Origin of the sequence: Vibrio sp. B181a (genome assembly GCF_030248375.1) — a bacterium.
Classification (GTDB): Bacteria; Pseudomonadota; Gammaproteobacteria; order Enterobacterales; family Vibrionaceae; genus Vibrio; species Vibrio campbellii.
The window spans coordinates 1-13,006 of sequence record NZ_JAHGAD010000011.1; the positions used below are offsets into that span (position 1 = coordinate 1).

11 protein-coding genes and 1 rRNA gene are annotated in these 13,006 nt (G+C 46.9%); 2 read left to right on the top strand and 10 right to left on the bottom strand.

Annotation, left to right across the window (positions count from 1 at the left end):
* The first annotated feature begins 10 nt into the window (after window positions 1–10).
* Window positions 11–127: ribosomal RNA gene (rrf, locus tag KIO97_RS05585) — 5S ribosomal RNA — on the top strand.
* Window positions 128–494: 367 nt separating this feature from the next.
* Here the strand turns inward: rrf and KIO97_RS05590 are convergent.
* The 10 genes from KIO97_RS05590 to KIO97_RS05635 form a co-directional block, all read right to left on the bottom strand.
* Window positions 495–1,484, bottom strand: a complete 990-nt coding sequence (locus tag KIO97_RS05590) for a GGDEF domain-containing protein (protein ID WP_045377146.1) — start codon at window positions 1,482–1,484, stop codon at window positions 495–497.
* Between the two features lie 227 nt (window positions 1,485–1,711).
* Window positions 1,712–2,008 (bottom strand): DNA-binding transcriptional regulator Fis, encoded by a 297-nt coding sequence (gene fis, locus KIO97_RS05595; RefSeq protein ID WP_000462885.1) that lies wholly within the window; start codon window positions 2,006–2,008, stop codon window positions 1,712–1,714.
* 23 nt (window positions 2,009–2,031) lie between these two features.
* On the bottom strand, window positions 2,032–3,000 hold the full coding sequence (dusB, locus tag KIO97_RS05600; protein ID WP_005530866.1) for a tRNA dihydrouridine synthase DusB: 969 nt from the start codon (window positions 2,998–3,000) through the stop codon (window positions 2,032–2,034).
* A 139-nt stretch (window positions 3,001–3,139) separates the two neighbouring features.
* Window positions 3,140–4,027, bottom strand: coding sequence for a 50S ribosomal protein L11 methyltransferase (gene prmA / locus KIO97_RS05605; protein WP_005428804.1), 888 nt, complete (start codon window positions 4,025–4,027; stop codon window positions 3,140–3,142).
* 130 nt (window positions 4,028–4,157) lie between these two features.
* Window positions 4,158–5,501 carry an acetyl-CoA carboxylase biotin carboxylase subunit gene (gene accC, locus KIO97_RS05610; RefSeq protein ID WP_005440401.1) on the bottom strand — a complete coding sequence of 448 codons (1,344 nt, stop codon included), beginning with the start codon at window positions 5,499–5,501 and terminating at the stop codon, window positions 4,158–4,160.
* 14 nt (window positions 5,502–5,515) lie between these two features.
* Window positions 5,516–5,980: an acetyl-CoA carboxylase biotin carboxyl carrier protein gene (gene accB / locus KIO97_RS05615; RefSeq protein ID WP_005530870.1), complete on the bottom strand. Its 465-nt coding sequence runs from the start codon at window positions 5,978–5,980 to the stop codon at window positions 5,516–5,518.
* A gap of 60 nt (window positions 5,981–6,040) precedes the next feature.
* On the bottom strand, window positions 6,041–6,490 hold the full coding sequence (aroQ, locus tag KIO97_RS05620; RefSeq protein WP_005428757.1) for a type II 3-dehydroquinate dehydratase: 450 nt from the start codon (window positions 6,488–6,490) through the stop codon (window positions 6,041–6,043).
* A gap of 307 nt (window positions 6,491–6,797) precedes the next feature.
* Window positions 6,798–8,750, bottom strand: a complete 1,953-nt coding sequence (acs, locus tag KIO97_RS05625; RefSeq protein WP_005428764.1) for an acetate--CoA ligase — start codon at window positions 8,748–8,750, stop codon at window positions 6,798–6,800.
* 218 nt (window positions 8,751–8,968) lie between these two features.
* Entirely contained in the window at window positions 8,969–9,601 is a 633-nt protein-coding gene (locus KIO97_RS05630) for a 3'-5' exonuclease (protein ID WP_005440406.1), read from the bottom strand.
* Window positions 9,602–9,636: 35 nt separating this feature from the next.
* Window positions 9,637–11,463, bottom strand: coding sequence for a DUF294 nucleotidyltransferase-like domain-containing protein (locus KIO97_RS05635; RefSeq protein WP_285381434.1), 1,827 nt, complete (start codon window positions 11,461–11,463; stop codon window positions 9,637–9,639).
* Between the two features lie 240 nt (window positions 11,464–11,703).
* Here KIO97_RS05635 and KIO97_RS05640 point away from each other — a divergent pair, with 240 nt between their 5' ends.
* Window positions 11,704–12,894: a 3-phenylpropionate MFS transporter gene (locus tag KIO97_RS05640; RefSeq protein WP_050905318.1), complete on the top strand. Its 1,191-nt coding sequence runs from the start codon at window positions 11,704–11,706 to the stop codon at window positions 12,892–12,894.
* Window positions 12,895–13,006: the final 112 nt, after the last annotated feature.

A 13,006-nucleotide genomic window follows, 5' to 3' on the forward strand; every position in this document is an offset into this window, starting at 1 on the left:
AAAGAATTTGCTTGGCGACCATAGCGATTTGGACCCACCTGATTTCCATTCCGAACTCAGAAGTGAAACGAATTAGCGCCGATGGTAGTGTGGGGCTTCCCCATGTGAGAGTAGGACATCGCCAGGCTTTAAATTTGAAGAAGCCCACTCGAAAGAGTGGGCTTTTTTGCATTTGGAGCAAAGTAAATTCATTCCAATGACAAGACCTTGTTAAAGGCGATTCTAAACTTCTTTTACAATTGTTCACTATTCTTTGTTCCGCCTAAACAACTGGCTGCGATGTAGTGCTAACGCACTACTTCTCCGTATCTCACCTTGTTCGACTCCGCAATAACTTATAGGCCTTTCTGAGGCTAACCCACAAACTGTATTAAGAAAGTATTCTTGGTTGTATAGAGTACGCTAGAAGGCCGTGTATAACAGTTTTTAAAGAGGGAAGGTGTATAGAGTGAAATGGGTATGGGGTTGATTAATTTGAAATAAGACAGAGAAAGTTAAGAAACCTTTTGGATTCTTAAGTTGGTAGAGTGCTGTAGTTTCACATCAGGAATACTACCGTGGTGAAGCGTTACTTGGTTGCGCCCCGAGTGCTTCGAGTAATACATAGCTTTATCGGCGTTAACCATGAGCTCCGTAGTGCTAGATACTTGCTCATCATATTCTGCGACGCCAATGCTTACAGTTGTACTGATCTCAATACCATCAACTTTACATGGCGCATTTTGAATCGCCTCTCTTATTCTCTCTGCCACATCATAGGCTTGTATTGCACTAGTGTTAACTAAGATCACAGCAAACTCTTCTCCTCCTAAGCGACCAATAAAGTCACTACCGCGAATTGCTCGCTGGCAGATCTTGGCTACGTGATGGATCACTTGATCCCCAGAGAAGTGGCCGACTTGATCATTAATCTCTTTAAAGTGGTCGATATCGATCATTATGCAGGAGAGTGTTTGAGACGGTCGCAAATGCGAGCTCATAGCCTTATCTAGGCTGGTTAAGAATGCTCGTCGATTCAATACACCAGTTAGTTCATCGGTCTCTGAGAGCTCTTTCAAGCGCTTTTCAAGTAGGTGTGTTTTCGTAACGTCACGGACAGACCAAATTACCCAATTCTCGCCACTTTGTAGGCCTTCTACAGGCTTGATGATTGCTTCAAACCAGGTCTCTTCTGGATTGTCTAACGCCTCTAGTTCTTCTATTGGCATTAGTAGGTGATCTTGTAGTGCGATACTGTATTTGACGACTTTTGGCTCGTTAGAGTGGAGTACATCACCAATATAACCAAGCAACTCAGCGGCTTTGCTTGTCGACAAAACATCGTTCAACTTGAGGTTGGTATAGCTTTGCGCATTGAAGTACTTTGAATGATAAGTGCCACCGAAACTTTCGATATAGCGACCTTGTTCATTGAGGATAAAGACATGATCAGGGAGGGTATTCAAAATGGCATGGAGCCAATCTTCCCTTTCTTTGTAAATCACGAGGTTAGTTCCTTTATCCAATGTAAGTCTTTGATTATATCTGTTTATATTGAGTTCACAATCAATACCGATCACAGTTCAATGTATCAGATTTGACTAATGTTTACACAGAATATGAGGAACGCAGAGCTGGATGGCTTAAAGATACCTGCAGATTCTTGAAGGCAATAAAAAAGGCTTAACCATTGCTGGCCAAGCCTTTTTTACAAAAATACTGTATGAACGTATTAGTTCATGCCGTATTTTTTAAGTTTCTTGCGAAGAGTACCGCGGTTGATACCCATCATAGTTGCTGCGCGAGTTTGGTTACCGCGAGTGTACTGCATGATGGTATCTAGTAGTGGCTGTTCAACTTCAGCTAGAACTAATTCGTATAGTTCTGTTACTTCCTGGCCGTTTAGTTGAGCTAGGTAGTTTTTAAGAGACGCTTTAACAGAGTCACGTAAAGGCTTTTGAGTAATCTGGTCTTGTGACGTTACTGTAGTTACTGTTAATGCTTCTGAAGTCAGATTTTGTTCGAACATATTCGGTCTAGCTCTTCTCTTAATTATGATGCAACGTTATCAAAATAACCCTCTAACGCCTCAAGTTGCAGCTCAGCTGCGTCGATAGCGTTGAAGGTACGGCGAAACTCACTCGCTTGCTCATGCTCTTTTAGATACCACCCAACGTGCTTGCGCGCGATACGTGGACCTAAGAACTCTCCATAGAAACCATGCAGAGCGTTAACATGACCAAGCATAATGGCTTTCACTTCCTCACTTGGAAGCTCATCCATTGTGGTGCCGTTTTCCAAATAGTGATGGATTTCCTGGAAAATCCAAGGACGACCTTGGGCAGGGCGTCCAATCATTAAAGCGTCTGCACCGGTGTACTCCAGTACAAACTTCGCTTTCTCCGGGCTATCGATATCACCGTTTGCGATAACCGGAATGGATATAGCTTGTTTAACCGCTTTAATGCTGTCGTATTCGGCCTCACCTTTGTACATACACGCTTTTGTTCTGCCATGCAGTGCAAGAGCCTGTATGCCGCAGTCTTCGGCTAATTTAGCGATGTGAACACAGTTTTTGTTTTCTGTGTTCCAGCCAGTACGGGTCTTTAACGTTACAGGAACGTCTACCGCGTCCACTACCGCAGTCAAAATCTCTTTGATGATGTCTGGGTATTGAAGCAGTGCAGAACCCGCCAGCTTCTTATTCACTTTCTTTGCTGGGCAGCCCATGTTGATGTCGATGATTTGCGCACCGTTTTCAACACTGAATTGAGCTGCATCGGCCATAAGCTGTGGATCGGAACCGGCAATCTGTACAGAGCGAATGCCCGATTCGCCTTCATGCACCATGCGCTGTTTCGACTTTGACGTTCCCCATAGCTTCGGGTTAGCAGACATCATTTCACTGACGGCCATTCCCGCACCATAGCGAAGACACAACTCGCGAAACGGTCTATCCGTTACACCAGCCATAGGGGCTACGATTAGATTGTTCTTAAGTTGATAGTTTCCGATTTTCAAAACGTCATCACAGTTCTGTACCAGCAAGGGCGCGCATTTTACGCATTTTTTTACTGCGTGAAAAGACTAATATTTGAGCATTTACAAATTGTTTTTGTAATTTGTATGAAATTCAAACAATTAGCCCTGAAAACCTTGTCTAGCCTTGCTTACGACCAGAGATGCGACACCATTCACTTTGCTCTGCGATTGGGTCAATGTGAAGCTCGTCACGGTAATGGTTCGCTACATCTTCTGCTTGAGTGTCTAAAACCCCCGACATCGCAAGGTCGCCATTTGGCTTCACTAGGCTTTTAATGATTGGTGCTAGTTCACGAAGTGGACCTGCAAGAATGTTTGCAACCACAACGTCTGCAATTAGACCTTCAGGCTGGTTTTGAGGTAGGAACACTTCAAGTTGATCGGCTACGCCATTACGTTCAGCGTTGTCGCGAGATGCTTGCAGTGCTTGAGGATCAATGTCGATCCCGATAACTTTTTCTGCGCCTAGTTTGATCGCTGCGATCGCTAGGATTCCTGAACCACAGCCGAAGTCGATTACTGTCTTACCTGATAGATCGAGACCCTCTAGCCACTCAAGACAAAGTGCTGTCGTTGGGTGAGTACCTGTACCGAATGCAAGGCCCGGATCGAGCATTACGTTTACTGCGTCTGGCTCTGGAATTTCACGCCAGCTTGGGCAAATCCATAGACGTTCGCCGAACTTCATTGGGTGGAAGTTTTCCATCCACTCGCGTTCCCAGTCTTTGTCTTCTAGCTGTTCTACTTTGTAAGCAAAATCGTCCGCTAGCATGTTGCTTGCTTTGATTTGAGTGATGATGAAGTTTGTATCAGCTTCTGCATCGTACAGTGCCAGAATGTCAGTATCGCCCCATAAGCGAGTCTCGCCAGGTAGAGGTTCGAATACAGGCGTATCCTGCGCGTCTAGGAATGTTACAGACAGCGCACCAGTCTCTTCCATTAGCATGTCGCCGATTTGCTCAGCGTTTTCATTGGTCGCATTGAGTTTGATTTGAATCCAAGGCATTTGTTTTTGCTCTTAAAGTGAATGAAGTGGCGCAGAGTTTACCAGAACTCTACGATTTGTTTGAGTATAGACTTTATACAAAACAAAAATGCCCACAGATGTGGGCATTTATTATGAGGTTAGCGAAGGCTTATTGTAGGCCTAGCTTCTTCTCTAGGTAGTGAATGTTTGCACCACCGTGCTGGAAGTTCTCATCATTCATGATTGACTCTTGTAGAGTAACGTTAGTCTTGATGCCTTCAATGATCATCTCGCCTAGTGCGTTCTTCATACGTGCAATCGCTACATCACGGTTCTCACCGTAAGTGATCAGTTTACCAATCATTGAATCGTAATGAGGTGGTACTGTGTAGCCTGTGTAAATGTGAGATTCCCAACGAACACCCATGCCGCCTGGCGCGTGGAAGCGTTCAATCTTACCTGGTGAAGGTAGGAAACGCTCTGGGTCTTCTGCGTTGATACGACACTCAATCGCATGGCCGCGGATCTTGATGTCATCCTGAGTGAATGAAAGTGGCTGACCTGCTGCTACGCGTAGCTGTTCTTTAATTAGGTCAACACCGGTAACCATTTCTGTTACTGGGTGCTCAACCTGAATACGAGTGTTCATTTCGATGAAGTAGAATTCACCGTTCTCGTAGAGGAATTCGAACGTACCTGCGCCGCGGTAACCGATTTCTAGACATGCACGAGTACAACGCTCACCGATGTACTTACGCATCTCTTCTGTGATACCTGGTGCTGGTGCTTCTTCAACAACCTTCTGGTGACGACGCTGCATAGAACAGTCACGTTCACCTAGGTGGATAGCGCCGCCTTGGCCATCAGCAATCACTTGTACTTCAACGTGACGAGGGTTTTCTAGGAATTTCTCCATGTAAACCATGTCGTTGTTGAACGCCGCTTTTGCTTCTGCACGCGTCATAGCGATAGCTTGAACAAGTTCCGCTTCAGAACGTACAACACGCATACCACGACCACCGCCGCCGCCAGAGGCTTTGATGATTACTGGGTAGCCGATACGCTTAGCGTGAGCTTTGTTTTTGTCTTCGTCGTTATCTAGTGGACCGTCAGAGCCTGGTACACAAGGAACGCCTGCTTTTTTCATTGCGTTGATTGCTGACACTTTGTCACCCATCATGCGGATGGTGTCTGCTTTAGGACCAACGAAGATGAAACCGCTGCGCTCTACTTGTTCAGCAAAGTCTGCGTTCTCAGATAGGAAGCCGTAACCCGGGTGAATCGCAATTGCACCCGTCACTTCTGCTGCAGAAATGATACGAGGGATGTTTAGGTAGCTGTCGATACCACGAGCAGGACCGATACATACGGTTTCGTCTGCAAGTAGTACGTGCTTAAGATCGCGGTCAGCTGTTGAGTGCACTGCCACAGTCTTAATGCCTAATTCTTTACAAGCGCGAAGGATACGAAGTGCAATTTCACCTCGGTTCGCGATGACTACTTTATCTAGCATAAGGCAAGCCCCGCTTATTCGATTACAACTAGTGGTTGGTCGAATTCAACTGGCTGGCCGTCTTCAACTAGGATTGCAGTTACAACACCTGATTTGTCCGCTTCGATTTGGTTCATCATTTTCATTGCTTCAACGATACATAGAGTGTCGCCAGCATTTACGCTCTGACCAACTTCAACGAATGATTTCGCGTCTGGGCTTGGAGAACGGTAGAAAGTACCAACCATTGGAGAAAGAACTTGGTGACCTGCAGGAACTGCTGCTGGTGCTTCTGCTGCCATTGCTGGTGCGTCTGCTACTGGAGCTGCTGCCACTGGCGCAGGTGCTGCTACTGGAGCTGCTGCGTAATGAACTGGTGCTGGAGCTGCAGGGCCACTACGGCTGATGCGTACTGACTCTTCACCTTCAGAGATTTCTAGCTCAGCAATGCCAGATTCTTCAACTAACTCGATTAGCTTCTTGATTTTACGAATATCCATCTTTTCTTTCTCTTTTATCTTGTGATTAAGACAACCCCAAAGGGCTGCAGAGTGTTTGGTTTACTTTGCCTGCAATTTCGCGATTGCTGCAGACAGAGCGAATTCATAACCTTGTGCACCTAAGCCACAAATCACCCCTTCTGCTTTATCAGACAGGTAAGAGTGATGACGGAACGGCTCACGAGCATGAACGTTCGATAGGTGCACTTCGATAAATGGGATGGCTACGCCAAGTAATGCATCACGCAGCGCGACACTGGTATGAGTGAAAGCCGCTGGGTTGATGATAATGAAGTCCACTTTGCCGTACGCAGCGTGGATAGCTTCAATCAGTTCGTACTCACGATTCGATTGCAGGTGTTCAAGTTCCACCCCAGAGTTGTGAGCTTGTTCAGTCAATGCGTCAACAATCTGTGCTAGGGTGTTGTTACCGTAATGTGTCGGTTCACGCAGACCTAATAGATTAAGATTTGGTCCGTTTAGAACTAGAATCCGTGACTTTGCAGACATTATGTTGCTATCTTCCTTTATCGTGAGTGGAACGTTTATATTCCCAAATATACGATACTTCAGCACGATTTTTTTGTTAAAACCGAGCAAATTTTAAAAAATCGACCAAGATTATAGCTAATTCACAGCAATTAGCAGCAATTTACTGGTCTAATCTCCCAATAGCCCCCGTCGTTTCTGTAACCAAGTTAACAAAAACAACATAATTGCCACGTGCTTTTGGTGGTTTATTTTGCGTCCACGCACAAAAAAGCCACCATATGCAATGGTGGCTTTTAGAGCTAGCGTTTAAAACGGAGGCTGGGGGTTATGCCAGTTCTGCTTTCTCTGCAATTAGCTTGTCTACAACACTTGGATCGGCCAATGTCGAAGTATCACCTAGGTTGCTGGTATCACCCGTTGCAATTTTACGTAGGATACGGCGCATGATTTTGCCGGAGCGAGTTTTTGGTAGAGAGTCTGTCCAGTGCAGTACGTCTGGCGTTGCTATTGGACCAATCTCTTTACGTACCCAGTCTTTCACCTCTTTGTGCAGCTCGGCTGATGGGAATTCACCATCATTAAGCGTGACGTATGCGTAAATTGCCTGACCTTTGATGTCATGAGGGATACCTACAATCGCCGCTTCCGCAATTTTATCGTGTGCAACCAGTGCTGACTCAATCTCTGCGGTACCCATTCGGTGACCAGAGACGTTCAATACGTCATCTACACGACCTGTAATCCAGTAATAGCCATCTTCGTCACGACGAGCACCATCACTGGTGAAGTACATGCCTTTGAAGGTAGAGAAGTAGGTTTGCTCAAAGCGCTCATGGTCGCCGTAAACGGTACGCATCTGACCTGGCCATGAATCAAGGATCACCAAGTTACCTTCTGCAGCGGTTTCTTCGATGATGTTACCCATGTTGTCCACTAGCGCTGGTTGTACACCGAAGAATGGGCGAGTTGCAGAGCCTGGTTTTAGATCGGTTGCACCTGGCAGTGGCGCAATCAAGATACCGCCTGTCTCTGTTTGCCACCAAGTATCAACGATCGGTGAGTTTTCATTACCGATGGTCTTGTAGTACCACTCCCATGCTTCAGGGTTGATAGGTTCACCTACTGAGCCCATTACACGCAAACTTGAACGAGATGTTCCGGCTACCGCTTCGTTACCTTTCGCCATTAGGGCGCGAATCGCTGTTGGTGCAGTGTAGAGAATGTTTACTTGATGCTTATCAACCACTTCACTCATGCGAGCCGTGCTTGGGTAGTTTGGTACACCTTCGAACAGAATGGTTTTCGCACCGTTCGCCAGTGGACCGTAAATTAAGTAAGTGTGACCCGTAATCCAACCCACATCCGCCGTACACCAGAACGTTTCACCTTCTTGGTAATCGAACACGTATTTGAAGGTCATGGTTGCGTACACTAGGTAACCACCTGTGGTGTGCAGCACGCCTTTTGGCTTACCTGTTGAGCCTGAAGTGTAAAGAATGAATAAAGGGTCTTCCGCTTTCATCTCTTCTGGTGGGCACACATCAGAAACGACAGCCGTTGCTTCGTGCCACCAAACGTCACGGTGCTCGTGCCAATCAATATCACCGCCCGTGCGTTTTAGAACGACAACTTTGTCGATGGTTTTTACTTCTGGGTTTGTCAGTGCTTCATCAACGTTTTTCTTCAGTGGTACTGCGCGACCACCACGAACGCCTTCGTCAGCAGTGATAACGATTTTCGCATCTGAGTCGATGATACGACCGGACAGGGCTTCTGGCGAGAAACCACCAAATACCACGGTATGAACCGCACCAATACGCGTACATGCCAGCATTGCGATAGCCGCTTCTGGCACCATTGGCATGTAAAGACAAACCACGTCGCCTTTGTGCACGCCTTGCTCTTTTAGTGCGTTAGAGAACTTACACACTTCTTTGTGCAGTTCATTGAATGTGAGGGTTTTGTCGTCGGCAGGATCATCGCCTTCCCAGATGATCGCGACTTCATCGCCACGCTCGGCAAGGTGACGGTCAATACAGTTTGCAGATACGTTCAGCGTGCCGTCTTCGAACCAGCGAATGTCGACGTGACCAGTATCGAAAGAGGTGTTTTTAACTTGAGTGAATGGCTTAATCCAATCGACAACTTTACCGTGTTCGCTCCAGAAGCCTTCAGGGTCGCTTACCGACTGCTGATACATGGCTAGGTAAGTGTCATTATCCGCATGCGTATGGTTTTTAATGTTTTCTTTTACCGGATAAACGTGGGCTTCGCTCATGGCTTCTCTCCTTGTGCCTTTAATTCTCGACCTTCGTCTTTTGTAGGGCTGTTTCCGTTCTTTCGTCTGTGATTCATCAAGAACGTTGCTGTGCATATAACTGTCAGTCACAGCGCGTATTTCCACAATTAGACTTTAGGATGAGAGTGAGGAATGCGCCGCGATATTGCTGAATTTAAAGCGAATGTGGGAGGTGGATCGAAAGCTGCGTATTGAACCTATTGGGTATAAGGCACGCTCAGGTTTGGTAAATCGCCTTTGGTTAGGCGCACATACACCAAAGCAGCGGATTTTGCGTCTTGCAGAGCGTCGTGTTTGTCTTGAATCGGCAGTTCGAGGTGCTTACAAATCGCATCAAGACTTAAGTCGAAGTAGGCGTTAGGCAAATGACGTTCTAGCTTGTCGTGATAAATCTGGCTCACTTCGATGAGCGGGTTAGGTAGTGGAAAGCCTAAATGCCTCAGACAAGCGAGGTCGAGGATCTTTTTGTCATAGCGAATGTGGTAGCCGACTAAAGGACGATTGCCGATAAAGTCGAGCAGCTTAATGAGCGCTTCTTTTTCGCTGATGCCATCCACCAAATCTTGATGGCGGATATGGTGAATTTTTACCGAGCCTGAATCGAGTGATTGCGGGGCGCGAAGTCGAACTTCGAACGGTTTGCTGGTGATGATGCGATTGTCGATGATTTTGGTCGCAGCGATGGTGACCAGCTCGGCTCGATTTGGGTCCAAGCTGGTGGTTTCGCAATCGAGAGAGACAAATTCGCCTTTTTGCGGCGAACAAAACAGTGGCTGATAAGGTGAGCCCTTCAGCTTGTAATGCCAGTATTTCCTTTGTAGCCAATTCATCCCTGTTACCTCTCGTCTTATTTGCCTAAAAGACTCTAATCACGGATTTGATAGTGGAAGCCTAAGAACTGCTTAAACTTCTTCACCACGTGTAAGCTGTGGCGTAGTAGGTCTCGTTCTGTCCTGTCTAACTGTTTTATGTCGATGTTGTTCAGTGCTTCTTGCTTACTCAATTGCTGGTTCAAACGGATCTTGAAGAACAGCTTCAGTGCCTCATTGAGGTTATCTGCAGTTTCTGGTTCTAAGATGCGTTTGTTTCTCAGTGCTTCGATACGCTCGAAGGTGTTCTTCTCTTCAATCGCGTATTCCAATGCCAAAGTGCGAATGCCATGCACGATAGGGAAGATGCCGCCACGCTTGATATCCAGCCCGTCTTTAGCACTTTTTACGTTGCCAAACAGAGTAAGAGGCACGGAAAATTGCAGAGCAGGGCGAGTGAAATCGGACAGAATCAACATGCGATCTTCCATGCTGTCTCTGAGGTGCTCAGCGATAGGCGCGAGCAACTCTCGATTGCCTGCGACCGAATGGGCATCACTGAAGATGGCTAAATCCATGATTTGTTCAGGCTGCGCTTTAGCGATCCAACCACCGAGCGTTTTAATCCATTCTTGCTGCGTTCGAACCCACTTCGGATTGTTAACCATGACTTTGCCAGGGCAGAGTGGATAGCCCAGTTGCTGCAAGGTGTGGGTGAGGGTTTGCATCACTTCAGCGCAATGTTCCCATTCCAATCCGTCTTGAATGATCAGTGCATTGTCTTGATCAGTTTTGAGGACTTGTTCTCCACGACCTTCCGAGCCAAGCACAATCAGACAACAGTGATCGTGCAGTGCTGGTGGCACCACAAGTTCAAACGCTTTTTCGATGATTTGTTCATTTACAGCAGATATCAGCTCCATTATGAAGCGAGTGCGAATACCGTTGGTCAGTAAGCTGTCCACCAACTGACGCTGTCGATTGGAGGCAAGAGCTAACTCTTCCACGCTACTGGCTCGTGCAATACTGAGTGTCAGTACGTGTGAGTGAGTGGAAAACGCACTAAGGATTTGCGTCATATCCAACATACCGACCGCTTGATTGCCTTCGCACACCATTAGACGTTTCATGCGATTGCGTGTCATGGTGATCATGGCGTTAAACAAGAAGTCACCATCATCCACGTGATAAACAGGGAAGGTCGCAATCTCACTCACTGGCGTATCGAGTGGGTGGCTGTCAAGCATCACGGCATGGAGCATATTGGATCGCGTCACTATCGCGTAGGGATGCGCCGATGGATGTTGCTCTAGGCGTGGGTCACCTTGGTTAAGCTGAACCAAAGCAGCGTCAATGCCATTGTCTTTGAGTGTTTTGGTGACCTGATTGATGGGCATATCAGCAGCTAATAGCATCGGTGGATGATAGATGCTGCTATCGACTTTAGTCAGAATGAATTCGGCAAGGTTTTGCTGTTGCTGAGCCGCTTCAATGAGGGCTTGGCGTTTGGATAAGTTGTTATCGAAGTAGGCGGCGAATTGTCCGTTCTCGTTATACAGCTCAAGAAACACGTCCTTGGGCAGCAAGTACGACAGGGTATCCTCCAGTGCCACATACTGATGGCGCACGCTTTCTTCAAACAAAGAGCGCACATCAAACATGTCGTCATTAGCGTAGTGAGCAAACACTTCGTCTTGATCTTTGGAGCGCTCTTCCACTGCGCCTTTAATTAGCACGTGTAGGTGAGGGTTGTCTTGCCCACAAGCTAAGATGACATCTCGCGTTCGGTAGTACGCCACATCAAGAGACGAACGCAGTCGATTTTGCTGCGAGTCAGTTAGGCGGTCGAACGGTGGAGATTGCATGTTAAATTTGTCAGGCATGAGAGCACCTAAATTTGGTGGGAACACATTCCAAGTCTGACAAATTTCCCTGCCGAAGCCAGACGACTTTGGTCTAAATCGTCACAATCTAATTTTGCATTTCGAGATCCTGTGCCATTGAGGAAACGGTAAGTTGCCGATTCTTCCCTTTTTCTATTACGCATTGCGATCCATAATTCCGCGTCCCAAACGTTTACGTGTCGGAAGTCGTTAGTTTTTTCGTTTTTTAGGATGTCAGTGATGTTGAAACCCTCTCCGTATGGCTGGATTTCCCAGTACTTTCTCGGATTCTTTTTTGCGTATGGCGTGTATCTGCCATTTTGGTCGTTGTGGTTTAAAGAGCAGGGTGTTTCTCCGACGGATATTGGTCTGTTGGTCGGTTTGGGCTTAGCGACGCGCTGTGTGGCGAACATGGTACTTACGCCACGTTTGCATAAGGTTGAGCACATTATGCCAGCGCTACGCTGGTTAAGTTTTGCTGCCCTCGTTTTTGTTGGTTTCCACTTTTTCACTGGCGGTAATTTCTGGTTAATGGCGCTTGCCACCGTCTTATTTAACTTGTGTTGTGGTCCTGTCGTTCCTCTGTCTGATGCGATGGCGAACTACTACGCTCGTTTGAAGATGCTCGATTACGGTCGCACCCGTTTGTGGGGCTCGGTTGCCTTTATTGCTGGCTCGACTGTGGTAGGTTACTTAGTGGCGGAGTTTGGCTCGGACATGATTTTGTACACTGCAATGGTCGGTGTGTTTGTCTCGCTATTGTTTGCGATGCGTAACACCAATCCAATGCCGGTGACACGTGGCGGTCAACATTCCGAGCGTCCAAAACTCTCAGCGTTGCTGACGGATAAACCAGTTGTAAAGTTCCTTGTATTAATGGCGTTAATCCAAGGCAGCCATGCGGCATACTACGGTTTTAGTGCGATTCACTGGAAAGCGGCTGGTCACTCAGAAGACGTGATTGGTTACTTGTGGAGCCTAGGCGTGGCAGCTGAAGTTGCTGTGTTTGCTTTGAGTAAGCGTCTATTTGCTGGCTGGTCTCTGCGTACTTTGTTTGTCGTGGCGGCTGGTGGCGTGATGCTACGCTGGGGAATGACAGCTGCAACAACCTCTATTTTGGCGCTGGTAGTGGTGCAAATGCTTCACGGCGTTACGTTTGCCATGGCGCACATTGCTGCGATTCAATACATCCAGAACTCAGCCGAGAACAAGATGGTGGCATTGCAGGCACTATATAACGCAATTCCACTGGGTGCGTTTATCGCGTTGATGACAGTGATCAGTGGTTGGGGCTACGAGCACTGGGGTGCGAATATCTTCTGGTTGATGGCGGCGATGGGCTTCATTGCACTGTTTATCAAAGTTGAGCCTCAAAATGATGAAAGCAACGTGGTTGATCTCTCAGCCAATACGCCTGAAGCACAGAATTAAGCTTCTGTGACAGAGATTAAAAACTAACCTTTGTCTCTGTTGTGAAAGCAGTGTTAAATGAAACCTCTCCCTTATGGAGAGGTTTTTTTATTCTTTGCTTTAAAAACAGCAA

Excerpts from the sequence above, each read along its gene's own strand:
- fis (WP_000462885.1), bottom strand. The coding sequence starts at position 2,008 with ATGTTCGAACAAAATCTGACTTCAGAAGCATTAACAGTAACTACAGTA.
- prmA (WP_005428804.1), bottom strand. The coding sequence starts at position 4,027 with ATGCCTTGGATTCAAATCAAACTCAATGCGACCAATGAAAACGCTGAG.
- accC (WP_005440401.1), bottom strand. The coding sequence starts at position 5,501 with ATGCTAGATAAAGTAGTCATCGCGAACCGAGGTGAAATTGCACTTCGT.
- accB (WP_005530870.1), bottom strand. The coding sequence starts at position 5,980 with ATGGATATTCGTAAAATCAAGAAGCTAATCGAGTTAGTTGAAGAATCT.
- aroQ (WP_005428757.1), bottom strand. The coding sequence starts at position 6,490 with ATGTCTGCAAAGTCACGGATTCTAGTTCTAAACGGACCAAATCTTAAT.
- acs (WP_005428764.1), bottom strand. The coding sequence starts at position 8,750 with ATGAGCGAAGCCCACGTTTATCCGGTAAAAGAAAACATTAAAAACCAT.
- KIO97_RS05630 (WP_005440406.1), bottom strand. The coding sequence starts at position 9,601 with ATGAATTGGCTACAAAGGAAATACTGGCATTACAAGCTGAAGGGCTCA.
- KIO97_RS05635 (WP_285381434.1), bottom strand. The coding sequence starts at position 11,463 with ATGCCTGACAAATTTAACATGCAATCTCCACCGTTCGACCGCCTAACT.
- KIO97_RS05640 (WP_050905318.1), top strand. The coding sequence starts at position 11,704 with ATGTTGAAACCCTCTCCGTATGGCTGGATTTCCCAGTACTTTCTCGGA.